Origin of the sequence: Streptomyces sp. CB02261 (genome assembly GCF_001905665.1) — a bacterium.
Classification (GTDB): domain Bacteria; phylum Actinomycetota; class Actinomycetes; order Streptomycetales; family Streptomycetaceae; genus Streptomyces.
Map to the genome: position 1 here is coordinate 73,742 of NZ_LIVX01000002.1, position 24,079 is coordinate 97,820.

General features: G+C 72.5%; 22 protein-coding genes. 13 read left to right on the forward strand and 9 right to left on the reverse strand.

Annotated features, from left to right (window positions below):
- Positions 1-49: 49 nt before the first annotated feature.
- The gene (locus tag AMK29_RS05760) at positions 50-526 is read left to right on the forward strand and encodes a MarR family winged helix-turn-helix transcriptional regulator (RefSeq protein WP_073808499.1); all 477 of its coding nucleotides are present in this window, start codon (positions 50-52) and stop codon (positions 524-526) included.
- Positions 527-589: 63 nt separating this feature from the next.
- On the opposite strand, the gene meaB is transcribed toward AMK29_RS05760, so the two are convergent.
- Together meaB and AMK29_RS05770 are read right to left on the reverse strand one after the other, a co-directional pair.
- Positions 590-1,546 carry a methylmalonyl Co-A mutase-associated GTPase MeaB gene (gene meaB / locus AMK29_RS05765; RefSeq protein WP_073808502.1) on the reverse strand — a complete coding sequence of 319 codons (957 nt, stop codon included), beginning with the start codon at positions 1,544-1,546 and terminating at the stop codon, positions 590-592.
- A 29-nt stretch (positions 1,547-1,575) separates the two neighbouring features.
- Positions 1,576-2,784 (reverse strand): acetyl-CoA C-acetyltransferase, encoded by a 1,209-nt coding sequence (locus AMK29_RS05770; protein WP_073808504.1) that lies wholly within the window; start codon positions 2,782-2,784, stop codon positions 1,576-1,578.
- Between the two features lie 137 nt (positions 2,785-2,921).
- Between AMK29_RS05770 and mce the strand changes: the two genes are divergently transcribed.
- The 7 genes from mce to AMK29_RS05805 all read left to right on the forward strand — a co-directional run bounded on the left by mce (position 2,922) and on the right by AMK29_RS05805 (position 13,096).
- Positions 2,922-3,374 (forward strand): methylmalonyl-CoA epimerase, encoded by a 453-nt coding sequence (gene mce / locus AMK29_RS05775; protein ID WP_073808507.1) that lies wholly within the window; start codon positions 2,922-2,924, stop codon positions 3,372-3,374.
- Between the two features lie 184 nt (positions 3,375-3,558).
- Complete coding sequence (gene scy, locus AMK29_RS05780) at positions 3,559-8,004, forward strand: polarized growth protein Scy (protein ID WP_073808510.1); 4,446 nt, start codon at positions 3,559-3,561, stop codon at positions 8,002-8,004.
- Positions 8,005-8,118: 114 nt separating this feature from the next.
- Positions 8,119-9,054 carry a cellulose-binding protein gene (locus AMK29_RS05785; protein ID WP_073808513.1) on the forward strand — a complete coding sequence of 312 codons (936 nt, stop codon included), beginning with the start codon at positions 8,119-8,121 and terminating at the stop codon, positions 9,052-9,054.
- A gap of 88 nt (positions 9,055-9,142) precedes the next feature.
- A complete protein-coding gene (locus AMK29_RS05790; protein WP_073808516.1) occupies positions 9,143-10,111 on the forward strand; it encodes an ABC transporter ATP-binding protein in 969 nt (322 codons plus the stop codon).
- 3 nt (positions 10,112-10,114) lie between these two features.
- Positions 10,115-10,894: an ABC transporter permease gene (locus tag AMK29_RS05795; protein WP_073808519.1), complete on the forward strand. Its 780-nt coding sequence runs from the start codon at positions 10,115-10,117 to the stop codon at positions 10,892-10,894.
- A 214-nt stretch (positions 10,895-11,108) separates the two neighbouring features.
- A complete protein-coding gene (locus AMK29_RS05800; RefSeq protein WP_073808522.1) occupies positions 11,109-12,263 on the forward strand; it encodes an ABC transporter ATP-binding protein in 1,155 nt (384 codons plus the stop codon).
- Complete coding sequence (locus AMK29_RS05805) at positions 12,260-13,096, forward strand: ABC transporter permease (protein WP_073808525.1); 837 nt, start codon at positions 12,260-12,262, stop codon at positions 13,094-13,096. Before AMK29_RS05800 ends, AMK29_RS05805 begins: the two co-directional genes overlap by 4 nt.
- Before the next feature lie 12 nt (positions 13,097-13,108).
- On the opposite strand, the gene AMK29_RS05810 is transcribed toward AMK29_RS05805, so the two are convergent.
- Positions 13,109-13,435, reverse strand: coding sequence for an ATP/GTP-binding protein (locus tag AMK29_RS05810; protein WP_073808528.1), 327 nt, complete (start codon positions 13,433-13,435; stop codon positions 13,109-13,111).
- A 199-nt stretch (positions 13,436-13,634) separates the two neighbouring features.
- Here AMK29_RS05810 and AMK29_RS05815 point away from each other — a divergent pair, with 199 nt between their 5' ends.
- Positions 13,635-14,669: an LLM class flavin-dependent oxidoreductase gene (locus AMK29_RS05815; RefSeq protein WP_073808530.1), complete on the forward strand. Its 1,035-nt coding sequence runs from the start codon at positions 13,635-13,637 to the stop codon at positions 14,667-14,669.
- Between the two features lie 110 nt (positions 14,670-14,779).
- Here AMK29_RS05815 and AMK29_RS05820 read toward each other — a convergent pair whose 3' ends face one another.
- The gene (locus AMK29_RS05820; protein ID WP_073808533.1) at positions 14,780-15,172 is read right to left on the reverse strand and encodes an SCO5389 family protein; all 393 of its coding nucleotides are present in this window, start codon (positions 15,170-15,172) and stop codon (positions 14,780-14,782) included.
- Between the two features lie 247 nt (positions 15,173-15,419).
- Between AMK29_RS05820 and nucS the strand changes: the two genes are divergently transcribed.
- Positions 15,420-16,091: an endonuclease NucS gene (gene nucS, locus AMK29_RS05825; protein WP_073808536.1), complete on the forward strand. Its 672-nt coding sequence runs from the start codon at positions 15,420-15,422 to the stop codon at positions 16,089-16,091.
- A 79-nt stretch (positions 16,092-16,170) separates the two neighbouring features.
- Here nucS and AMK29_RS05830 read toward each other — a convergent pair whose 3' ends face one another.
- From AMK29_RS05830 to AMK29_RS05845, 4 genes are all read right to left on the reverse strand, one after another.
- Complete coding sequence (locus tag AMK29_RS05830) at positions 16,171-18,900, reverse strand: ATP-binding protein (RefSeq protein WP_073808539.1); 2,730 nt, start codon at positions 18,898-18,900, stop codon at positions 16,171-16,173.
- A gap of 172 nt (positions 18,901-19,072) precedes the next feature.
- Positions 19,073-19,396 (reverse strand): STAS domain-containing protein, encoded by a 324-nt coding sequence (locus tag AMK29_RS05835; protein WP_073808541.1) that lies wholly within the window; start codon positions 19,394-19,396, stop codon positions 19,073-19,075.
- A gap of 126 nt (positions 19,397-19,522) precedes the next feature.
- A complete protein-coding gene (locus tag AMK29_RS05840) occupies positions 19,523-20,371 on the reverse strand; it encodes a 3-hydroxyacyl-CoA dehydrogenase family protein (protein ID WP_073808544.1) in 849 nt (282 codons plus the stop codon).
- A 206-nt stretch (positions 20,372-20,577) separates the two neighbouring features.
- Positions 20,578-21,216 (reverse strand): TetR/AcrR family transcriptional regulator, encoded by a 639-nt coding sequence (locus tag AMK29_RS05845; protein WP_073808547.1) that lies wholly within the window; start codon positions 21,214-21,216, stop codon positions 20,578-20,580.
- 105 nt (positions 21,217-21,321) lie between these two features.
- Between AMK29_RS05845 and AMK29_RS05850 the strand changes: the two genes are divergently transcribed.
- Genes AMK29_RS05850 through AMK29_RS05860 form a run of 3 tightly spaced genes read left to right on the forward strand, consistent with a single transcriptional unit; the run spans position 21,322 to position 23,449 of the window.
- Positions 21,322-22,095: an ABC transporter ATP-binding protein gene (locus AMK29_RS05850; protein WP_073808550.1), complete on the forward strand. Its 774-nt coding sequence runs from the start codon at positions 21,322-21,324 to the stop codon at positions 22,093-22,095.
- 18 nt (positions 22,096-22,113) lie between these two features.
- Positions 22,114-22,863: an ABC transporter permease gene (locus AMK29_RS05855; RefSeq protein ID WP_073808553.1), complete on the forward strand. Its 750-nt coding sequence runs from the start codon at positions 22,114-22,116 to the stop codon at positions 22,861-22,863.
- 13 nt (positions 22,864-22,876) lie between these two features.
- Entirely contained in the window at positions 22,877-23,449 is a 573-nt protein-coding gene (locus AMK29_RS05860; RefSeq protein ID WP_073808556.1) for a cob(I)yrinic acid a,c-diamide adenosyltransferase, read from the forward strand.
- Here the strand turns inward: AMK29_RS05860 and AMK29_RS05865 are convergent.
- Positions 23,369-24,013, reverse strand: a complete 645-nt coding sequence (locus AMK29_RS05865; RefSeq protein ID WP_073808559.1) for a hypothetical protein — start codon at positions 24,011-24,013, stop codon at positions 23,369-23,371. The genes AMK29_RS05860 and AMK29_RS05865 overlap by 81 nt on opposite strands.
- Positions 24,014-24,079 lie beyond the last annotated feature (66 nt).

Consider the following 24,079-nt stretch of genomic DNA (forward strand, 5'->3'; position numbering starts at 1 on the left):
GCGCTCCCAGATTTCGTCAAGCATTCAACTTCTTAGGTAGAATCCATACATGGAGACCGAGACCGCCACCCCGTGGCTCACCGATGGCGAGCAGTGCGCCTGGCGCACCTTCCTTGACGTCCAGAGGATGCTGACGTACCAGCTGGAGAAGGATCTCCAGCCCTTCGGTCTGACGATGAACGACTACGAGATCCTGGTGAACCTCTCGGAGTCGGCGGAGCGGCGGCTGCGCATGAGCGATCTCGCCGCGGCCACCCTCCAGTCCAAGAGCCGGCTCTCGCACCAGATCACCCGGATGGAGAACGCCGGGCTCGTCCGCCGCGAGAACTGCGAGTCCGACCGGCGCGGGCTGTACGCCGTCCTCACCGACTGCGGCATGGAGACCATGCGCAAGGTCGCCCCGCACCACGTCGAGTCGGTGCGCAGGCACTTCATCGACCAGATCGGCGGCGAGGCCCTCGGCGACCTCCACCAGTCCCTCAAGCCGGTCGCCGAGCAGCTGCGCGGACGGCGCGGCAAGCCGTAGCCGCAGTCGTACGTGAGAGGGCCTCCCCGGGCGCACCGGGGAGGCCCTCTCGCGTGGCCGCGGTCAGTTGCCGGTGAGGCTCGCGACCAGCTCGTCGGAGGCCGCGTACGGGTCGAGGCCGCCCGCCACGATCCGTTCCGCCAGCGCGTCCAGGCGCCGGTCCCCGTGCAGGTCGCCGATCTTCTCGCGCAGGGCCGTGACCGCGATGGTCTCGACCTCGCGCGCCGCCCGGGAGCGGCGGCGCTCCGCGAGGACCCCGTGCTCCTCCATCCAGGCGCGGTGCTTCTCCAGGGCCTCCACGACCTCGTCGACGCCCTCCCCGCGGGCCGCGACCGTCTTGACGATCGGCGGCCGCCAGTCGCCCGGGCCCCGCGCCTCGCCGAGGCCCAGCATGTGGTTGAGCTCACGGGCGGTGGCGTCCGCGCCGTCCCGGTCGGCCTTGTTGACCACGTACACGTCGCCGATCTCCAGGATGCCCGCCTTCGCGGCCTGGATCCCGTCGCCCATGCCCGGGGCGAGGAGCACCACCGAGGTGTCGGCCTGGGAGGCGATCTCGACCTCGGACTGCCCGACGCCGACGGTCTCCACGAGGATCACCTCGCAGCCGGCCGCGTCCAGGACGCGGATGGCCTGCGGGGCGGACCAGGCGAGCCCGCCCAGATGGCCGCGGGTCGCCATGGAGCGGATGTAGACGCCCGGGTCGGAGGCGTGCTCCGACATCCGGACCCGGTCGCCGAGGAGCGCTCCCCCGCTGAACGGCGAGGACGGGTCGACGGCCAGGACGCCGACCCGCTTGCCGGCCCGCCGGTAGGCGGAGACGAGCGCGGAGGTCGACGTGGACTTGCCGACGCCGGGCGAGCCGGTCAGTCCCACCACGTACGCGTTGCCGGTGAGCGGCGCGAGGGCCGCCATCACCTCGCGCAGCTGGGGGGACGCCCCCTCGACGAGGGAGATGAGCCGGGCCACGGCCCGCGGCCGGCCCTCCCGTGCCCGGGCGACGAGTTCGGGGACGTCCACCATCTGCGCTGCTCCTTGCCTGAGCCGGGTGCTTACTTGCCGTTGCCGGGGACGCGCACGATCAGCGCGTCGCCCTGGCCGCCACCGCCGCACAGGGCCGCCGCGCCGATGCCGCCGCCGCGCCGCTTGAGCTCCAGGGCGAGGTGCAGCACCACACGGGCGCCGGACATGCCGATCGGGTGACCCAGCGCGATGGCGCCGCCGTTGACGTTCACCTTCTCGGGGGTGACGCCGAGGTCCTTCATTGACTGCACGGCGACCGCGGCGAAGGCCTCGTTGATCTCGATGAGGTCGAGGTCCTCGACGCCCAGGCCCTCCTTCTTCAGGGCGTGGCGGATCGCGTTGGACGGCTGCGACTGGAGCGAGTTGTCGGGGCCGGCCACGTTGCCGTGGGCGCCGATCTCGGCGATCCACTCCAGACCCAGCTCCTGGGCCTTGGCCTTGCTCATCACGACGACGGCGGCGGCGCCGTCGGAGATCTGCGAGGAGGTGCCGGCGGTGATGGTGCCGTCCTTGGCGAAGGCCGGGCGGAGCTTGCCGAGGGACTCGGCGGTGGTCTCGGCGCGGATGCCCTCGTCCTTGGCGAAGACGACCGGGTCGCCCTTGCGCTGCGGGATCTCGATCGGGGTGATCTCGGCCTCGAAGATGCCGTTCTTCTGGGCGGCGGCGGCGCGCTGGTGCGAGAGCGCGGCGATCTCGTCCTGCTCGGGGCGCTTGATGCCCAGGCGGGTGTTGTGCTTCTCGGTGGACTCGCCCATGGCGATGCCCTCGGAGGAGTCGGTGAGGCCGTCGTACGCCATGGAGTCGATCATCTCGATGGCGCCGTACTTGAAGCCCTCGCGGGACTTCGGCAGCAGGTGCGGGGCGTTGGTCATCGACTCCTGGCCGCCGGCGACGACCACGTCGAACTCGCCCGCGCGGATGAGCTGGTCGGCGAGGGCGATGGCGTCGAGGCCGGAGAGACACACCTTGTTGATGGTGAGGGCGGGGACGCTCATCGGGATGCCGGCCTTGACGGCGGCCTGACGGGCGGGGATCTGACCGGCGCCCGCCTGGAGCACCTGGCCCATGATCACGTACTGGACCTGGTCGCCGCCGATGCCGGCCCGGTCGAGGGCGGCCTTGATGGCGAAGCCGCCGAGCTCGGCGCCCGAGAAGGACTTGAGCGAGCCGAGCAGGCGACCCATGGGCGTGCGGGCGCCCGCGACGATCACTGAGGTGGTACCGGTCGTTCCAGACATGAGGCACGGCCCCTAGGGATGAGGAGTGAACGAGGGTTTACCGCCAATGTACTGAGGGGCGCCGCGCCCGGTCACCGGGCAGCCGGTGTGACGGCGCGCACGTTGCGTAACCACTCTCCCGGCGTTGCACTGGAGGCATGCTGACGCGAATCGACCACATCGGGATCGCCTGTTTCGACCTGGACAAGACTGTCGAGTTCTACCGTGCGACGTACGGTTTCGAGGTCTTCCACTCCGAGGTCAACGAGGAGCAGGGCGTCCGCGAGGCCATGCTGAAGATCAACGACACCTCGGACGGCGGAGCCTCGTACCTCCAGCTCCTGGAGCCGACCCGGGAGGACTCGGCGGTGGGCAAGTGGCTCGCCAAGAACGGTGAGGGCGTGCACCACATCGCCTTCGGCACGGCGGACGTGGACGGGGACGCCGAGGCCATCCGTTCCAAGGGCGTGCGGGTGCTCTACGACGAGCCGCGGATCGGCTCCATGGGCTCCCGGATCACCTTCCTGCACCCCAAGGACTGTCACGGCGTGCTCACGGAACTGGTCACCTCGGCCGAGCCGTCCGCTGACCACTCCTCAGCGGAGCACTGACCTCCGGATTCCTGGCCCGGTAGAGTGGGCGACTCCGGGCCGGGGCCGGTCGGGGCCGCTCCGTGCGGCACCGAAGTCGGGATGTCGGGGTCGTCCGATCTGTCACGATCCCCCGGGGGTCCGTCCTCGGCCGTGAGGGCGTGCTCGTAGGAGTGTTGCGACCAGGGGACGGATGGACCGCGCAGTGCGGGGCTACGAACGCCAGGAGAGCCACCGAGCTGAAGACGACCATCTCGCCCGGTTCGAAGCCGAGATGGACCGGCTGAAGACCGAGCGCGAGAAGGCCGTCCAGCACGCCGAGGACCTCGGATACCAGGTCGAGGTCTTGCGCGCCAAGCTCCACGAGGCGCGCCGCACCATCGCGTCCCGGCCCGCTTACGACAGCGCCGACATCGGCTACCAGGCCGAGCAGCTGCTGCGGAACGCGCAGGCGCAGGCCGAGCAGCTGCGCCAGGACGCCGAGCGCGAGCTGCGCGAGGCCCGGGCGCAGACGCAGCGCATCCTCCAGGAGCACGCCGAGCACCAGGCCAGGCTCCAGGCCGAGCTGCACAACGAGGCCGTCCAGCGGCGCCAGCAGCTGGACCAGGAGCTCAACGAGCGCCGGCAGACCGTCGAGGCGCACGTCAACGAGAACGTCGCCTGGGCCGAGCAGCTCCGCGCCCGTACGGAGTCCCAGGCCCGCCGGCTGATGGAGGAGTCCCGCGCGGAGGCCGAGCAGTCGCTCGCCGCCGCCCGCGCCGAGGCCACCCGGCTCGCCGAGGAGACCAGCCGCCGGGTCGGCGCGGAGGCCGAGTCCGCCCGTGCCGAGGCCGAAGCGATTCTGCTGCGCGCCCGCAAGGACGCCGAGCGGCTCCTGAGCGCCGCCTCCAGCCAGGCGCAGGAGGCCACCAGCCACGCCGAGCAGCTCCGCTCGACCACCACCGCCGAGACCGACCAGGCCCGCCGGCAGGCCACCGAGCTCTCCCGCGCCGCCGAGCAGCGCATGCAGGAGGCCGAGGAGAAGCTCCGGCTGGCCCGTGCCGAGGCCGAGAAGACCCTCGCCGAGGCCAAGGAGAGCGCGGCCAGGCAGCTCGCCTCCGCGGAGTCGGTCAACGAGCAGCGCACCCGCACCGCGAAGACGGAGATCGCCCGGCTCGTCGGCGAGGCCACCAAGGACGCCGAGGCCCTCAAGGCGGAGGCCGAGGAGAAGCTGCGCGAGGCGACCGCCGAGGCGGAGAAGCTCGTCGAGGAGGCCTCGGAGAAGGCCCGTACGGCCGCCGCCGAGGACTCCGCCGCCGCCCTCGCCAAGGCCGCGCGCAACGCCGAGGAGATCCTCACCAAGGCGTCCGAGGACGCCCGGGAGACCACCCGCAAGGCCTCCGAGGAGGCCGAGCGGGTCCGCCGCGAGGCCGAGACCGAGGCCGACCGGCTGCGCGCCCAGGCCGAGGAGCAGGCCGACGAGCTGCTCGGTTCGGCGAAGGACGACACCAAGGAGTACCGCGCCAAGACGGTCGAGCTCCAGGAGGAGGCGCGGCGGCTGCGCGGCGAGGCCGAGCAGCTGCGTTCCGAGGCCATCGACGAGGGCGAGCGGATCCGCGGCGAGGCCCGGCGGGAGGCCGTCCAGCAGATCGAGGAGGCGGCGCGGACCGCCGAGGAGCTGCTGACCAAGGCCCGTACGGACGCCGACGGGCTGCGCACCAAGGCCGGCGCCGAGAGCGAGCGGGTCAAGTCGGAGGCCATGGAGCGCGCCCAGACGCTCCGGGCGCAGGCCGAGGAGACCCTGGAGCGCACCCGCGCGGAGGCCGAGCGGCTGCGCGCCGAAGCCGAGGAGCAGGCCGAGGCGGTCAGGGAGGCGGCCGAGAAGGCCGCCGCCGGGCTGCGCGCGGACGCCGAGCGGGCCGCGGAGGCGCGCCGCGCGGAGGCCGCCGAGGAGCTGACCCGGCTGCACACCGACGCCGAGGCGAAGGTGGCGGCCGCCGGGGAGGAGCTCACCGACGCGCGGGCCGAGAGCGAGCGGATCCGCCGCGAGGCCGCCGAGGAGACCGAGCGGCTGCGCACCGAGGCCGCCGAGCGCATCCGCACCTTCCAGGAGCAGGCCGAGCAGGAGGCCGAGCGGCTGCGCGCCGAGGCCGCGTCGGACGCCTCCACCACGCGTACGGAGGCGGAGAGCGCCGCGGTACGGCTCCGCACGGAGGCCGCCGAGGAGGCGGAGCGGCTGCGCTCGGAGGCCCAGGAGAGCGCCGACCGGGTGCGGGCCGAGGCCGCCGCGGCGGCCGAGCGGGTCGCGGCCGAGGCCGCCGAGGCCCTCGCCGCCGCGCAGGAGGAGGCCGTACGGCGCCGCCGGGAGGCCGAGGAGACGCTGGAGTCGGCCCGTTCCGAGGCGGGCCGGGAGCGCGAGCACGCCCGGGAGCAGTCGGAGGAGCTGCTCGCCGCCGCCCGCAAGCGGGTCGAGGACGCGCAGGTCGAGGCGCAGCGCCTGGTCGAGGAGGCGGACGCGCGGGCGACCGAGATGGTCTCCGCGGCCTCGCGAGCCGCGCAGGAGGTACGGGACTCGGTGGCGGGTCTGCGCGAGCAGGCCGAGGAGGAGATCGCCGGGCTCCGCAGCGCCGCCGAGCACGCGGCGGAGCGGACGCGCACCGAGGCGCAGGAGGAGGCGGACCGGGTCCGCGCCGACGCGCACGAGGAGCGGGAGCGGGCGACCGAGGACGCCGGCCGGGTCCGGGCCCGCGCCCAGGAGGAGACCGAGGCCGCGAAGGCTCTGGCCGAGCGGACGGTCACGGACGCGATCGCGGAGTCGGAGAAGCTGCGGGCGGACACCGCCGAGTACGCGCAGCGGGTACGGACCGAGGTGACGGATTCGCTCGCCGCGGCCGAGCAGGACGCGGCCCGTACCCGGGCGGACGCCCGGGAGGACGCGAACCGGATCCGTTCGGAGGCCGCCGAGCGTGCCGAGGCCGTGGTCGGCGAGGCGCGTGCGGAGGCGGAGCGGATCGCCGCCGAGGCGGAGCAGGTCCTCGACGAGGCCCGCAAGGCCGCCGACAAGCGGCGCAGCGACGCCGCCGAGCAGGCCGACGCGCTGCTCGCGGAGGCCACGAGCGAGGCCGAGCGACTCACCGCCGAGGCGGTCGAGCTCATGGAGACCACCGAGCAGGACGCCCAGCGCCTGCGCGCCGAGGCCGAACAGGTCAAGGCCGAGGGCGAGGCGCACGCGGAGGCGCTGCGGGCGGCTGCCCTGGCGGACGGCGAGCAGGTCCTCGACGAGGCCCGCAAGGCCGCCGACAAGCGGCGCAGCGACGCCGCCGAGCAGGCCGACGCGCTCATCGCCGAGGCCACGAGCGAGGCCGAGCGGCTCACCGCCGAGGCGGTCGAGCTCATGGAGACCACCGAGCAGGACGCCCAGCGCCTGCGCGCCGAGGCCGAACAGGTCAAGATCGACGGGGAGGCGCACGCCCAGGCGCTGCGGGCGGCTGCCCTCGCGGACGGCGAGCAGGTCCTCGACGAGGCCCGCAAGGCGGCCGACAAGCGGCGCAGCGACGCCGCCGAACAGGCCGACGCCCTCATCGCCGAGGCCACGAGCGAGGCCGAACGGCTCACGCGTGAGGCGAACGCGGAGGCGGAGCGGGTCACCCGTGAGGCGAACGCGGAGGCCGAGCGGGTCACCCGTGAGGCGGGCGAACTCGCCGACGCGGTCACGGCGGACGCGCGCGCCGAGGCGGAGTCGACCGTGGGTTCCGCGCAGCGGGACGCCGAGCGGATCCGGGCGGAGTCGGAGCGGCTGCGGACGGACGCCGAGGCGGCGGCCGAGCAGATGCGGTCGGAGGCCCGCGAGGAGGCGGACCGCACGCTCGACGAGGCGCGGGAGGCCGGGGCCCGGAAGCGTTCGGACGCGGCCGAGCAGGCGGACCAGCTCATCGCCAAGGCACAGGAGGAGGCGCTGCGCGCCACCACCGAGGCCGAGACGCAGGCGGACACGATGGTCGGCGCGGCCCGCAAGGAGGCCGAGCGGATCGTCGCCGAGGCGACCGTCGAGGGCAACTCGCTGGTGGAGAAGGCCCGTACGGACGCGGACGAGCTCCTCGTCGGGGCGCGCGGTGACGCGACGGCCATAAGGGACCGGGCCGAGGAGCTGCGGAGCCGGATCGAGGGCGAGATCGAGGAGCTTCACGAGCGGGCCCGCCGCGAGAGCGCCGAGCAGATGAAGACGGCGGGCGAGCGCGTCGACAACCTGGTGAAGGCCGCGACGGAGCAGCGCGCCGAGGCCGAGGAGAAGGCGAAGGAGCTGGTCTCCGAGGCCAGTTCGGAGGCGAGCAAGGTCCGGATCGCCGCGGTCCGCAAGGCGGAGGCGCTCCTGAAGGAGGCCGAGCAGAAGAAGGCCTCGCTCGTCGCCGAGGCCGAGGGCATCAAGGCGGAGGCCGAGCGGATCAGGGCCGAGGCGCAGGCGGAGGCCGAGCAGACGATCGAGGAGGGCCAGCGGGAACTGGAGACGCTGGTGCGTCGCCGCAAGGACATCAATGCCGAGATCTCCCGTGTCCAGGACGTCCTGGAGGCGTTGGAGTCTTTCGAGACTCCGTCTGCGGGGTCGAAGTCCACCGCGGCGGCGGGCGCGTCAGCAGGGTCCACTCGTTCGAGTGGCAAGTCCCAGGACGGCTAGCCACTCAAAAGGCTGGACATTCTCCAGATCAAACGGGCATACGCTCGATGACACGCCGCTTCGGCCCCTAGGATTCCTTCTAACACCTCACCGGTCTCATTCGACAGGAAACCCATGAGCGACACATCCTCCCCCTTCGGCTTCGAGCTCGTGCGGCGCGGTTACGACCGCGGTCAGGTGGACGACCGCATTACCAAGCTCGTGTCCGACCGTGACAGTGCCCTGTCCCGCATCACCTCCCTGGAGAAGCGGATCGAGGAGCTCCACCTCGAGACGCAGAACGCCCAGGCGCAGGTCACCGACGCCGAGCCGTCGTACGCGGGGCTCGGCGCCCGGGTCGAGAAGATCCTCCGGCTGGCCGAGGAGGAGGCGAAGGACCTGCGTGAGGAGGCCCGTCGCGCCGCCGAGCAGCACCGTGAGCTGGCCGAGTCGGCCGCCCAGCAGGTGCGCAACGACGCGGAGTCGTTCGCGGCCGAGCGCAAGTCGAAGGCCGAGGACGAGGGCGTCCGGATCGTCGAGAAGGCGCAGGGCGAGGCCAACTCGCTGCGTGCCGAGGCGCAGAAGGACGCGCAGTCGAAGCGCGAGGAGGCGGACGCCCTCTTCGAGGAGACCCGCGCCAAGGCCGCCCAGGCCGCCGCGGACTTCGAGACGAACCTGGCGAAGCGCCGCGAGCAGTCGGAGCGGGACCTGGCGTCGCGTCAGGCGAAGGCCGAGAAGCGCCTGGCGGAGATCGAGCACCGCGCCGAGCAGCTCCGCCTGGAGGCCGAGAAGCTCCGTACGGACGCCGAGCGCCGGGCCCGTCAGACGGTCGAGACCGCGCAGCGCCAGGCCGAGGACATCGTGGCCGACGCGAACGCGAAGGCCGACCGGATCCGCAGCGAATCGGAGCGCGAGCTGGCGGCCCTGACGAACCGCCGGGACTCGATCAACGCGCAGCTGACCAACGTCCGCGAGATGCTGGCGACGCTGACCGGTGCCGCGGTGGCGGCGGCCGGCTCCCCGATCGACGACGAGCGCGCGGCCGGCGTCCCGGCCCAGCAGACCCGCTGATGTGTAGCCGGTAACAACTGCGTAGCGTTGCCCGGACCCCCCGTCATTCCGGTGGCGGGGGGTTTGGCGCGCCCGTAGGTTGGTACGCATGATCGAGCTTGAAGGCCTGACCAAGCGTTACGGGGCGAAGACCGCGGTCGACCAGCTGTCCTTCCAGGTGCGTCCTGGCGTGGTCACCGGCTTCCTCGGGCCGAACGGGGCGGGCAAGTCGACGACGATGCGGATGATGCTGGACCTGGACAACCCGACCAGCGGGACGGTCCGGATCGACGGCAAGCACTACCGGGACCTGGCGGAGCCGCTGAAGTACATCGGGGCGCTGCTCGACGCCAAGGCGATGCACGGGGGCCGTTCGGCGTACAACAACCTGCTGTGTCTCGCGCAGTCGAACCGCATCCCGGAGCGCCGGGTGGGCGAGGTGCTGGACCTGGTGGGTCTGACGCCGGTAGCGAAGAAGAAGTCGAAGGGTTTCTCCCTCGGCATGGGGCAGCGGCTCGGCATCGCGTCCGCGCTGCTCGGTGACCCCGAGATCCTGATGTTCGACGAGCCCGTCAACGGTCTGGATCCCGAGGGAATTCACTGGATCCGCAATCTGATGAAGGCGTTGGCGGCCGAGGGCCGGACGATCTTCGTTTCCAGCCATCTCATGAGTGAAATGGCGCTGACGGCTGATCATCTGATCGTGATCGGGCAGGGAAAGCTGCTGGCCGACACGTCGATGGCGGATTTCATCCAGCAGAATTCCCGGAGTTATGTCCGGCTGCGTTCGCCGCAGCAGGAGCGGCTTCGGGACGTGCTGCACGCCAATGGGTTCGTGGCGGTCGAGGCGGGCAACGGCACCCTCGAGGTGGACGGGGCGACGACCGAGAAGCTGGGCGAGCTGGCGGCGGAGAGCGGTCTCGTCCTGCACGAGCTGAGCTCCCAGCGCGCCTCGCTCGAAGAGGCCTTCATGCAGATGACGGCCGGTGCGGTGGAGTACCACGCGCACGGCACCGATGTACACGGTGGCGCTCCGGCGCCCGGCCCCCAGTGGGGCACGACCTCCAAGGGAGCCTGAACGATGGCAGCGGCATCCGCGGTCCTGCAGTCCGAGTGGACCAAGATCCGGACGGTGTCGTCGACCGTCTGGACGCTGGCGAGTGCCCTCCTCGTCACGGTCGCGATGAGCGCGGCGCTGTCCGCGCTGATGAGCTCCACCTTCGACCAGCTGAGCGAGGCCGAGCGCGCCACCTTCGACCCGACCCTGATCAGCTTCTCCGGGATGATCCTGGGCCAGCTGGCGATGGTGGTCTTCGGTGTCCTCGTGGTGGGGACCGAGTACTCCTCCGGCATGATCCGCACCTCGCTGGCGGCGGTGCCGCAGCGCGCGACCTTCCTCTTCTCGAAGATCACGGTGGCGGGCGTACTCGCGTTCCTCGTGGGGATCGCGACGAGCTTCCTCTCCTTCTTCCTGGGGCAGGCGCTGCTGGGTGAGCACCGGGCGTCCATCGGCGACGACAACGTGCTGCGGGCGGTGATCGGCGGCGGGCTCTACATGGGTCTGATCGCGCTCTTCTCGATGGGTGTGGCGGCGATGCTGCGCTCGTCGATGCTGTCCCTCGGCATCCTGATGCCGTTCTTCTTCCTGGTCTCGCAGATCCTGGCGGCGGTGCCCAAGGCCAAGGAGGTGGCCCGCTACTTCCCGGACCAGGCCGGCGCGACGATCATGCAGGTGGTGCCGGACGCCATGAACACGGAGGAGGCTCCGTACGGCCCGTGGGGCGGGCTCGGCATCATGGCGCTCTGGGTGGTGGCCGCGCTGCTCGGCGGCTATCTGGTGCTGAAGAAGCGGGACGCCTGAGCCGTCGGTCCCTCCGGGTCCCCGTGACCCGGAGGTTCTCCCCCGGTCCCCTGGGGGAGAACCCTGAGGTTCCCCCGGAGACCGCCCGTGGGCCTTCTCGGCTTTCGCCGGAACCGTCAATGGCTCGATAAGCTCCTAGCTCATACGGGGGGCTCCGGCCGACGGCCGCCACGCCCCGAGATGGACGCGACCGACCTGTCGATGGGGCTGGACCATGATCGAGGCAGTCGGCCTGACGAAGCGCTATGGCGCCAAGACGGCCGTGTACAACCTTTCCTTCCAGGTGAGGCCCGGTGTCGTCACCGGCTTCCTGGGACCCAACGGGTCCGGCAAGTCGACCACGATGCGCATGATCCTCGGGCTCGACCGGCCCACGGCGGGACACGTCACGATCGGCGGCCACCCCTTCCGGCAGCTGCCGAACGCGCCCCGGCAGGTCGGCGCCCTGCTCGACGCCAAAGCCGTGCACGGCGGGCGGAGCGCGCGCAGCCATCTCCTCTCGCTCGCGCAGCTCGCCGGCATCCCGGCCCAGCGCGTCGACGAGGTCCTGGGCGTGGTCGGCCTCCAGGACGTGGCCAAGCGGCGCTCCAAGGGTTTCTCGCTCGGCATGGGCCAGCGGCTCGGCATCGCGGCGGCGCTCCTGGGCGACCCGCAGGTGCTGCTCTTCGACGAGCCGGTCAACGGCCTGGACCCCGAGGGCATCCTCTGGGTCCGCAACCTGATGAAGAAGCTGGCCACCGAGGGCCGGACGGTCTTCGTCTCCAGCCACCTCATGAGCGAGATGGCCCTGACGGCGGACCACCTGATCGTGATCGGCCGGGGTCAGCTGCTCGCGGACATGAGCGTCACGGACTTCATCTCGGCGAACTCGGCCGACTTCGCGCGGGTGCGGACCCCGCAGACCGAGCCGGGGCAGCGGGAGAAGCTGACGGCGGCGCTGATGGAGGCCGGCGGCCAGGTGCTGTCCGAGCCGGACGGCGCGCTGCGCGTGACGGGCCTGCCCCTGCCGAGGATCAGCGACCTGGCGCACGAGGCGGACGTACGGCTCTGGGAGCTGTCCCCGCACCAGGCCTCCCTGGAGGAGGCGTACATGCGGCTGACGCAGGGCGCCGTGGACTACCGCTCCACCGACGACCGGCTCGCGCACCTCCAGCCGCCGCTGCAGCCCGGCCACCCGGGGTACGGGCTGCCGCCGCAGCCGGTGGTCCAGGACGTGCCGCAGCAGGGCTGGTACGCCCCGCCGCCGCCCGGACAGAACCCGTACGCCGGGGCGGCCCCCGGCCAGGCTCCCGTGCCGGGCCCCTTCGCCCCTCCGGCCTCGCAGCCGGGCACCCCTCAGCCGAGCGACACCACCAAGGACGCCCGATGACCGCCCCCGCCCCGCACCACCACGCCCCGGCGCCGCACTCCTACGTCTCCCCCATCCCGGTCCGCCGGGCGCACCTCGGTGACGCCCTCGCCTCCGAGTGGACGAAGATCCGCTCGGTGCGTTCGACGCTGTGGACGCTCGGGGTGATGGTCCTGCTGATGCTGGGCATCGGCCTGGGGGTGGCGGCGATCGCCGCGGCCTCCGAGGCCCCGCTGGGCGACGAGTCGGCGCTCGGCTTCGGCTTCTTCGGGATGCTGCCGGCCTCGATCTGCGTGATCACGCTCGGGGTGCTGACGATCGCCTCCGAGTACGGCACGGGCATGGTCCGTACGACCCTGACGGCCTGCCCCAGCCGGGCCCGGGTGCTCACGGCGAAGGCGATCGTCTTCTTCCTGCTCGTCTTCACGGTGACCACCGTGGTCGCCGCGATCGTGGCGGCGGCGCAGGTCGCGATCGTGGACGCGACGGAGCCGACGACGACCGAGTGGCTGCGGGCGACGGTCGGCGCGGGCGGCTACCTGGCGATGCTCGGGCTGCTGTCGCTGGCGCTCGGGACCGTGATCCGGCACTCGGCGGGCGCGATCACGGTGATGATCGGTCTGCTCCTGATGCCGCTGGTGGCGGCCCTGTTCATGTTCTCCCAGGCGCTGAGGTCCGTGCAGGAGTGGCTGCTCACCTACGCCATCCCCTCGCAGATGATCGCGCTGTACGCCACGGATGCGCCCTTCGGCGGTGACGGCCCCGCGGGCTGGCAGCCGCTGCTGATCATGACGGGCATCGCGGGGGTCGCCCTCGCCGGAGCGTTCGCGCTGCTGAACAACCGGGACGTGTAGACCCGGGAGGGCTCAGTACTTCGGCGCGTTACGGGACCGCTGCACCCTGCTGGTGCGGCGGTCCTTCGCGCTCCAGCAGGCCTTGTGCCAGTGGCGTCGGTCGTCCACTCCCCCGTACTCCGGCCAGGCGACCACGTGCGGGGCGCCGCCGGGGATCTCCTGGTCGCAGCCGGGGCAGCGGTAGCGCTTGCCGGGCGCGCTCGCGCCGGCGACGAGGCGGACGTACCACTCCTCGCCCTGCCAGGTCTCGGTGCGCTGCACGCCGCCGTACCGGTCGCCGGGGTCACCCTGCTGTGTGGGCTTCTCGCCGCCTCGGGAGCGGTTGTGGCGCGGGGACACGGGCACACCTCACGGGGGTCTGGGAACACGGACCGTTCTCTCCAGCCTACGGGCCGCGACACGGTGCCCCCGGCCCCGTCCGGGACGGCTTAGCCGAAAATCGCAAGAACTTCATGAACGGCCGTTGCCTTTGGCACGTGTCAGACGTTGGTGCCAGTGCGAGAGGTGATACGCGTCGGCCGCAAGGAGGCAGAAGGCGATGCGCGTGGGTACGTTCGTTCTGGCCGCCCAGTTCCCGGGCCAGGGACAGGGTGAGGCACTGCACCGGGCGGTGCGGACCGCGGAGGTCGCCGAGGAGGCGGGCCTCGACTCGGTCTGGCTCGCCGAGCACCATTTCGTCCCGTACGGGGTCTGCCCGTCGGCCGTGACGCTGGCCGCCCTGATCCTGGGCCGGACCCGGCGACTGCGGGTGGGCACGGCGGTGAGCGTGCTGCCGACCGTCCACCCGGTCGCGCTGGGCGAGCAGGCGGCGCTGCTGCACCTCACCTCGGGCGGCAGGTTCACCCTCGGGGTGGGCCGGGGCGGTCCCTGGGTGGACCTGGAGGTGTTCGGCGCGGGACTCGACGCGTACGAGAACGGCTTCCCGGAAGCGCTCGACCTGCTGCTGCGCTGGCTCACCGAGCCGCGTGTCGACGCCCGGGGAGAGCGGTTCGCCTTCCGTGAGGTTCCGGTGGTGCCCCGCCCCGACGAGCTGATCGGCGGGGCCGCGTCCCCCGAGGTGGTGGTGGCCTGCACCTCGCCGCGGAGCGTGCGGCTCGCCGCCGAGCGGGGTCTGCCGATGCTGCTGGGGATGCACTGCGGCGACGCGGACAAGGCGGAGATGGTCGGCGCCTGGGCGCGGTTCGCACGGGAGGCCGGGCGGGATCCGGACGAGATCGCCCGGATCGGGGCCTGCCATGTCTCGGCCGGCGTCGCCCAGCTCGCGGACCGGGGGGCGGACGCGGCGGAGGCGCTGGTGAAGGCGATGCCAGGGTGGCTGAAGCAGGGCCTCGACGCGCATGTGACGGTCGACGGCCGGCAGCGGTCGATGCGGGACCCCGTCGCGTACACGGAGCTGCTGTGCGGGCTGCATCCCGTGGGCACGCCCCGGCACGCGGCGGACCGGCTCGCGGCGACGGCGGAGCGTACGGGCATCACGCGCTTCGCCCTGCTCGCCGAGGGCTCGGGCGATCTCGCGGCGACCGAGGAGAACGTACGGCGGCTCGGCGCCGAGGTCCTGCCGCTCCTGGTGTGAGTCCCCTCGTGGCCGGGACCGTGCCGCCGCTCCGGCCTTTCTCCGGTGGTCGACGCGCGTCGGCACGCGTCGGCCCCGTCTCCCGCGAAGCGGAGCGGCGGCACCATGTCTCAGCAGTCGCGCAGTTCCGGCGACTGGTTCAGCAGCTGTCCCCGTACGGACGTGAAGCGGGCGAGCCGCTCGTCCACCGACGGGTCCAGCGGGAAGACCGCCACGCGGTGGCAGTTCTGGAAGGCGAGACGCACCCCGAAATGCCGCTGCAGCGCACCACGAATGGCGTCGCTGGCGAGCGCGCGCAGCAGCTGACCACGAGCCTGCTCATTCGGCGGCGGCGTCTGGTTGTCGGCGAACTCTCCGCCGTCCACCTTCAGCTGAGCCACCAGAGAACTGATCATCTCCCATGCGAAGGGCAGGGAGGTCCGGACGCAGTCGACGAAGTCGGCTTCGTCGACCTCGCCTCGCTCGGCCTGTTCCAACAGTGCCGGTGAGACGTCGAGCGACATGGGTTCTCCTCTCGCGACCCCGCGGACGGGGTCTTGCGGGCAGGGCGAAGGGCGTCGTATCGCCACGCAGCGTGCACGGACGACGACCTCCAGCTTCCACGGTAAGCGCGCAGTCCGGGCCGCACCAGAAGATGGGGAGCACAACCGGCTGATAACCGACGGGTGTTCGGCTCAGGATCATGCCCCGGGGCGCGCCGCCGGTGCCCGAATCGCGCGGAAGAGCGCCCGTCTTGTAGCGTTGCCGACCATGCGTCTCGTCATTGCCCGTTGCTCCGTGGACTACGCGGGCCGGCTCACGGCCCACCTGCCCTCCGCACCCCGTCTGATCCTGGTCAAGGCAGACGGCAGCGTCTCCATCCACGCGGACGACCGGGCGTACAAACCGCTCAACTGGATGTCCCCGCCGTGCACCCTGAAGGAGGGCGCCGACGATGAGGCAGGCGTCTGGACGGTGATCAACAAAGCGGGCGAGAAACTGATCATCACGATGGAGGAGATCCTCCACGACTCCTCGCACGAACTGGGTGTGGACCCCGGTCTCATCAAGGACGGGGTCGAGGCGCACCTCCAGGAGCTCCTCGCCGACCGCATCGAGATTCTCGGCGAGGGATACACCCTGATCCGCCGCGAGTACCCGACCGCGATCGGCCCGGTGGACATCCTGTGCCGCGACTCGGACGGCGCGACGGTCGCGGTGGAGATCAAGCGGCGCGGCGAGATCGACGGCGTCGAGCAGCTGACCCGCTATCTGGAGCTCCTCAACCGCGATCCGCACCTGGCGCCGGTGAGGGGTGTCTTCGCGGCGCAGGAGATCAAGCCGCAGGCGCGGGTGCTGGCGACGGACCGCGGGATCGGCTGCGTGGTCCTGGACTACAACGCGATGCGGGGCATCGAGGACGACAAGCTGCGGCTGTTCTGACGGCGACGAGGACGGCGGTACGGGGACGGCCCCGGGTGCGGTGGACGCACCCGGGGCCGTCGTCGTTCCCGTACGCCGGTCAGGCCGGCGTACCGGTGCCGGTGGAGGCGTCGGCGGCGGGCGGGCCGCCGAGGGTGGCGGAGGCGGAGTTGCTCGGGTTTTCCGCCGTCGTCGACGAGGAGCCGCTCGGGGTCGGGGCCGAGGTCGTCGGGCTGCTCGTCGAGGGCGACGGGGTGCCCGACGACGAGGCCGGCGGCTTGGGCGTCGTCGTCGAGGGCGCCGGACTCGTGAGCGTCGGGCGCGGCCGGCCCGTGGTCGTGGGAGTGCTCGGCGGGGGCGTCGTCTCCGTCGGGGGCGCGGTGGTCGAGGGGCTGTCGGAGGGCGACGGGCTGCCGGAGGTGGGGGAGGTGGCCGAGTCCGACGGGTCCGACGTCGAGCCGCTGTCGGAGCCGGACGGGCTCGGGGAGTCCGAGGAGGTGGGGTCGCCGCTCTCGCTCGGCTCGCCCGCCTCGCCCTCGGCCGGCGGCTCGTCGTCGGTGGAGCCGTCGTCGGTGGAGCCCTCGGTGGCCGTGCTGTCGGAGGTGACGTGGTTGGTGGCCGGGTCCTCGCCGTTGCCGGAGGTGGCGCCGAGGGTCACGACGGTGCCGAGGACGGCGATGAGGAGCGCGCCCGCGCCGACGGCGGAGAGGTTGCGCCGGGCGCCGGCGAGGATGCCGCTGCGCAGGCCGGGCCGGCTGCCGCCGTCGACGGGTTCGGGGCGGGTGACGAGCGTCGGGCCCTCGTCGGCGAAGCCGGGGAACGCCCCGGCCGGGGCGGCTGCGGGGGCGCGCCCCGCGCTGCCCGGCAGCGGGGCCTTCCGCAGGGGCCCGCCCGGCAGCGGTGCCGTCCCGGGGTCCGGCGCCTGCCGTACGGGGAGGGCGGCCGGGCCGCGCAGGGCGGGGGTGCCGCGGGGCGGGGAGACGGGCTCCTCGGCGCGGGCCGGGGCGCCGCGCTCCCCGGAGAGGTCGGAGACGAGGGCGAGTGCCCGGCGGCCGGCGACCGTGCCGCGCTTGTCGGCGAGCACACCGCGCAGGGCGATGGAGGCCTCAAGCTCGGCGCGGGCCCGCTCCAGGTTGCCGGAGCAGAGGGCGAGGACGCCGAGCTCGTGGTGGAAGTAGGCCTCCTCGGCGACCTCGCCGGTGAGCCGGGCGGCCTCCTGGCCGGCGCGCAGGGCCCGCTCCCAGGCGCCCCAGTGCAGTCCGGCGGCGAAGGCGGGCGCGGCCGCGCGGGCGAGCAGGACGGCGGTGGCACGGTGCTCGGCGGTGACGTCGGCGTCGGGTCCGGCGGCGGTGGCGGCTCCGGTGGCCGTTCCGGCTCCGGCTCCGGGGGATCCCGTTCCGGTCGCCGATCCGCTTCCCGCGACCAGGACCGTCAGGGCGGCGAGGAGCGCGTCGGACTCGGCGGCGGCCCGCTCCGGGGTGACGGAGGGGTGGGCGGTCCACCAGGCGTAGTGCTGGGCGACGGTGTGGGCGCGGGCGGCGGCCTCGGTCTCGTACCCCTGGGCGAGGAGCTGGGTGAGGACGCCGGCGGCCAGCCGGTAGCGGGGGCCGACCGGCGAGAGCAGGCCGCAGGCCATGAGTTCGCCGAGGGCGGCGTCCGCGTGGGTGTCGCCGACGAGGGCCGGCAGGTGGGCCTGGTGCGGGACCTCGCCGCCGAGGGCGACGGCGAAGCGGAGCGTGGTCTGGGCGGAGCGGCTGAGCCGGGAGGCGAGCAGGACGGCGGGGGCGGCGCCCTCGCCGAGGCTGGGCAGAGGTATGTCGCGCAGTTCGACGTCGGGGTCGTCGATGCCGTCGAACGCGGCGGCCGCGACGGCCGCGGCCGCGTCGGGGTCGGTCGGCCCGAAGGCCTCCTCGAGAGCGCCGAAGGCGTCGAACTCGGCCGGGGTGACGCGCAGCCGGTCGCGCTGGCGGAGCAGGGCCCCGGCCTGGACGAAGCGCAGCGGCAGCCCCTCGGACTCGAACCACAGGTCGCCGGCCCAGTTGGCCTCGTCGTCGGTGAGGGTGCGGCCGACGGCGCTCTCCAGGAGCTTCAGGGCGGCGCCGCGGCCGAGGCCGGCGAGGTGGAGTTCCTCGACGTGGGCGTCGGGCGAGGGGGCGGGGACCTCGGGGCCGGCGGCGAGGAGGAAGGCGCACTCGGGGGCGGCAGCGAGGAGTTCGTCGAGGGCGGCGCCGCCGAACTCCAGGTCGTCGACGACGACGACGGCGCCGATCTCGCGGGTCCGGGCGAGGAGGCTCTCGCGGCCCGGCCGGTGGTCGGGGGCGTACCGGACGGCGGAGAACAGCTCGTGGAGGAGTTCGGCCGGGGTGCGGTGGTGGCCGGAGAGCCGGACGACGCCGTCGGGGGCGAGCTCGGCGCAGTCGGCGGCGACCGCGTCGAGGAGGGCGGTGCGGCCGGAGCCGGCGGGGCCGGTCACGCGGGCGGAGCGCCCGCGGCCGAGGATGCCGACGAGACGCTCGCGCTCCTCCTGGCGTTCGAGGAGGGGCAGCTCGGGGGCGGTGGGTCCCGGCGGGACGGACGGGGCGGCGGCGCGGGCGGCCTCGGCGCGTTCCTCGGGGGTCCGGGGGCGGGGGGCGGCGGGTTCCTGTCCGGGCGGGCAGGGTTCGACCTCGCTGCCGTCGACGGGGTTGACCGTGACGAGCAGGTCGCCGGAGACGATCCGGACGACGCGGGCGCGCGTGGGCGCGGGTGTGGGCGCGCCGCGTCCCTGGCGGGCGTCGTCGCCCTCGGACTCGTGTCCGTACTCCTCCGGCCCCCGGTTGATCGGGTCCATGGTCCAAGCCCCCAAGAAGCGGTGTCCGGTGCCCGCGGGGTGGGTCCGTCATTGTGCAGGCGACCGAACCCTAGACCGTGGTCAGGCGGCCGGGAACAGGTGGGGTGCCCCCGAGACCAAGACGTCACGGTCTTGTGAGGATTGAGCGTGACGCCTGGTTCACACAGCTGCTTCACACCCGGGGCAGGGACTCCAGGGCGAGGCCACCCTCGATGGCGAGGATGCGGTGCAGCCGGGTGGCGACGAGCAGGCGCTGCATCTGGGGCGGCACCCCGCGCAGGACGAGGCGCCGGCCGCAGCGGCCGGCCCGGCGGTGGACGCCCATGATGACGCCCAGGCCGGTCGCGTCCCAGGAGTCCAGGCCGGTCAGGTCGAGCACCAGGTCGCCGACTCCGTCGTCGACGGCCGAGTGCAGGACCGTACGGGCGTCCGCCGCGCTGCGTACGTCGAGGCGGCCCCCGACGACCAGCTCGACGTGGTCGCCCCTGATGTGCATATGCGCTCCCCGAGAGTGCTCCGTCTTGCAACAACTGACTGCCGCACGGGCAGAAGCGTTGCGCCTTGTCAGCGAACCGGTACCGAATTTCACCCCATGGGGTGAGGGCGGGATGGCGGACCCGGCTCAGTACTTGTAGTAGCCCTGCCCGCTCTTGCGGCCGATGTCACCCGCGTCCACCATCCGGCGCATCAGCTCCGGCGGCGCGAACTTCTCGTCCTGGGACTCGGTGTAGATGTTGTTCGCGGCGTTCACCAGGATGTCGATGCCGGTGAGGTCGGCCGTGGCGAGGGGGCCCATGGCGTGGCCGAAGCCGAGCTTGCAGGCGATGTCGATGTCCTCGGCGGTGGCGACGCCCGACTCCTGGAGCTTGGCGGCCTCGACGACGAGGGCGGCGATGAGCCGGGTGGTGACGAAGCCGGCGACGTCGCGGTTGACGACGATGCAGGTCTTGCCGACGGACTCGGCGAACTCGCGGGCGGTGGCCAGGGTCTCGTCGCTGGTCTTGTAGCCGCGGACGAGCTCGCAGAGCTGCATCATCGGGACCGGGGAGAAGAAGTGGGTGCCGACGACGGCCTCGGGGCGCTCGGTCACCGCGGCGATCTTGGTGATCGGGATCGCGGAGGTGTTGGAGGCGAGGACGGCGCCGTCCTTGGCGACCTTGTCGAGCGAGCGGAAGATCTCGTGCTTGACGTCGAGGTTCTCGAAGACGGCCTCGACGACGACGTCCGCGTCGGCGACGGCTTCGAGCTCGGTGGTGGCGGTGATGCGGCCGAGCGCGGCCTCGGCGTCGGCGGCGTCCAGCTTGCCCTTGGCGACGAACCGCTCGTACGACGCCTTGATGCCGTCGGTGCCGCGGGTGAGGGCGGCGTCGGTGACGTCACGCAGGACGACGTCCCAGCCCGCCTGTGCCGAGACCTGCGCGATGCCGGACCCCATGAGTCCGGCCCCGATGACGGCGAGCTTCCTGGCCACGATGTTCCACCCCTTAACGCCTGTTCACTACTGGCTCTCCGGCGGAGATTAGCGGTCGGGGAGCGTGATGTGACCGCGAAGTAATGCGCGTCACGCCTTGTTTGACGGACGTCACACTCACAGCACCCCGTTCGGGCGCCCCTGGCGTGTGCCGCGCGTACGACACGGACCGGCACGGCTCTCCGCGCCGCGTACCGCGCGTGCCCTCAGCCGCCGCGCACTCCGTAGGTGAGCACCTTCTCGCTCAGCAGCTCCTCGATCTCGTCGAGGAGCACGAGCGCCTCGCGGGAGACGGCCGTCGCCTTGCCCCCGGCGGTCATCTCACGGGTGATGTAGCCGACGACGGTGTTCTCGATCCAGGTGAGCTGTCCGCCGACGAGCAGTGGCAGCGGGTCGTCGGCGGGGGCGCCGGTCTCCTCGCGGAGGGTGGCGACGACGGCGTCCTGGACCTGCTGCTGGACGTGGAAGAGCCGGGCCTTGAGGGTGGGGGCGTGCTCGATGACGTTCATGAAGGCGTCGAAGCCGTCCATGAGTCCGTACGCGGGTGACACGGCTCCGATGTCCTGGCGGAGGGCGCGCAGGACGGCCTGGGCGGCGGACTCTCCCCGGTCGCGGCCGCGGATCATCCGGGCGAGGCGCTGGGTGACGCCGTCCATCCGGTCGAGGAAGAGGTCCTCCTTGGCGGGGAAGTAGTTGTAGACGGTGTTGACGGAGACGTCCGCCGCCTCGGCCACGTCCGCGACGGTCACCTGGGCGAAGCCCCGTTCCAGGAAGAGCCCGGTCGCGATGTCGGAGATCCGCTGCTTCGTCTCGCGCTTCTTGCGTTCCCTGAGTCCCTCGGCCATGCCCTCATCCTAGGCTCCCTGAAACTTCGGTGAGTTCCCATTTTTGGTTGATCTGAAATTTTGGGGACGTTGCAAAATTTCAGTGACTCTGTTTCTGTAGTCGCCATGCCCATCATCAGCACGGCCGGGCTCGCCCGGACCTTCTCGACCAAGAGCGGCCCCGTGGAGGCCGTCCGCGGGATCGACCTGACCGTCCGGCCCGGCGAGATCCTCGGCCTCCTCGGCCCCAACGGCGCCGGAAAGACCACCACGCTCCGGATGCTCACCACCCTCCTCCCACCCACCGCCGGCGCCGCCACCGTCGCCGGCCACGACCTCGTACGGGACCCCGCCGCCGTGCGCCGCCGCATCGGGTACGTCGCCCAGTCCGGCGGCCTCGACCCGCAGGAGACCGTCCGCTCCGAGCTCGTCACCCAGGGGCGGCTCTACGGCATGGACCGGGCCCGCGCGGAGGCCCGCGCCGAGGAGCTCGCGGCCGACCTCGGGCTCACCGAACTCCTCGACCGCGCCACCCCGGCGCTCTCCGGCGGCCAGCGCCGCCGGCTCGACCTCGCGATGGGGCTCACCCACCGGCCCGAGGTCCTCTTCCTCGACGAGCCGACGACCGGACTCGACCCGGGCAGCCGCGCCGACCTGTGGGACCTGGTGCGGCGGCTGCGCGACGAGTACGGCACCACCGTGGTCCTCACCACCCACTACCTGGACGAGGCCGACGCCCTCGCCGACCGGCTCGTGATCGTGGACGAGGGAACCGTCGTGGCCGAGGACACCCCCGCCGCCCTCAAGGCCGCCCACGGCGCGGCCACCCTCCAGGACGCCTTCCTCGCCGTGACCGGCCGCGGCCCCGCGCCCGTCGACACCGCCCCCGTAGCCGTCTAGACCCCTCCAGGACGACCGATGCTTCTCCGCGACACCGCGCTCCTCTTCGGGCGCTACACCCGCCAGACCCTGCGCTCCCCGTTCCAGATCTTCTTCGGCACCCTGATGCCGCTGCTCTACCTGTTCTTCTTCGGGCCGCTGCTCACCGGCCTCCCGCTGGGCCGGGAGGGCGACTCCTGGCAGATCCTGGTGCCCGGCCTGCTCCTCCAACTCGGACTCTTCGGAGCCTCGTTCGCCGGGTTCTCGATCATCATGGAGAAGAACTGGGGCGTGTTCGACCGGATGCGGGTCACCCCCGTGAGCCGGCTCGCCCTGCTGCTCGGCCGGGTCCTGCGGGACGCCGCGCTCTTCGTCTTCCAGGCGGTCCTGCTCGTCCTGGTGGCCCTGCCGATGGGCCTGCGGGCGCCGCTCGCCGGAATCCTCATCGGCTTCGGCTTCGTCGCCCTGCTGTCGGTGGCGCTCGCCTCGCTCTCGTACGCGCTGGCGCTGAAGCTGCGCACCCCGCAGGAGTTCGGTCCCGCGATCAACACGCTCGCGATGCCGGCGATGCTCCTCTCGGGCCTGATGCTGCCGATGACCCTCGCCCCGGGCTGGCTCGACGTGCTCTCGCACCTCGTCCCGTTCCGCTACCTGGTGGACGCGGTCCGGGAGGCGTACGTCGGCCACTACACGACACCGACCCTGCTGTACGGGGTGCTCGTCGCCCTCGGAGTGGCGGCGCTCGCCGTGACGGTGGGCACACGGACGTTCCGGAGCGCCGGTGCCTAACTAGGCTGGACCCATGGTCAATCTGACGCGCATCTACACCCGTACCGGCGACCAGGGCACCACGGCGCTCGGCGACATGAGCCGGACCGCCAAGACGGATCTGCGGATCTCGGCCTACGCCGACGCCAACGAGGCGAACGCCGCCATCGGCACGGCGATCGCCCTCGGGCAGCTCGACGAGGAGGTCGTGAAGGTCCTCGTCCGGGTGCAGAACGACCTCTTCGACGTGGGCGCCGACCTCTGCACCCCGGTGGTGGAGGACCCGAAGTACCCGCCGCTCCGCGTCGAGCAGGGGTACGTCGACAAGCTGGAGGCCGACTGCGACCGCTTCCTGGAGGACCTGGAGAAGCTCCGCTCCTTCATCCTGCCGGGCGGCACGCCCGGCGCGGCCCTGCTGCACCAGGCGTGCACGGTGGTCAGGCGGGCGGAGCGTTCCACCTGGGCGGCGCTCGAGGTGCACGGCGAGACGATGAACGCCCTGACCGCCACGTACCTCAACCGCCTGTCAGACCTGCTCTTCATCCTTGCGCGCACTGCGAACAAGGCGGTCGGGGACGTCCTCTGGGTCCCGGGCGGGGACCGCTGACGTCCCGTGCGAGAAACCGTGTGAGAAGCCGTGGGGGGCCTTCTTCGGCCAGATCGCGTAGCTGAGCGCGATCAGGCCGTGGATGCCCGCCGCACGCCAGGCGACGAAGATCCAGCTGCGCAGCCCGTCGGTGTTCCCGTCGTCGCCGACGTACCAGATCGCCAGGAGCAGCAGACCCGAGGCGACGGCCGCGGCGATCACCGAGCCGAGCCAGACCGCCCCCTCGTGACGGGCCCGCGCCATGCCGAACTGCGGCGGCTTCGGAGGCGGCGGAGCGCCGCCGAAGCGGTGCGCCGCGTGGCCGTCGAGCCACTTCACGGTGCGGTGGCCGTGGCCGACGGTGTAGCCGATGTAGAGAGCGGCGATGCCGTGCCTCCAGCTGGGTTCGGCACCGTTCTTCAGGTCGATCGCCGTGACGACGAGGAGCAGGACCTCCAGGAGGGGCTCGCAGAGCAGGAGCGCGAGGCCCAGCCGGGGCATTTTGAGGAGGTAGCGGGCGGCGAGTCCGGCGGCCAGCAGGACCCAGAAACCGATTTCGCAGATGACGATCAGCGTGACGATCACGACGGTTCCCCTTTCGGTACCCCTTCAGCGTCCCGTGGGTTCCGGCGGCATTCGTCGTCGTCGGTG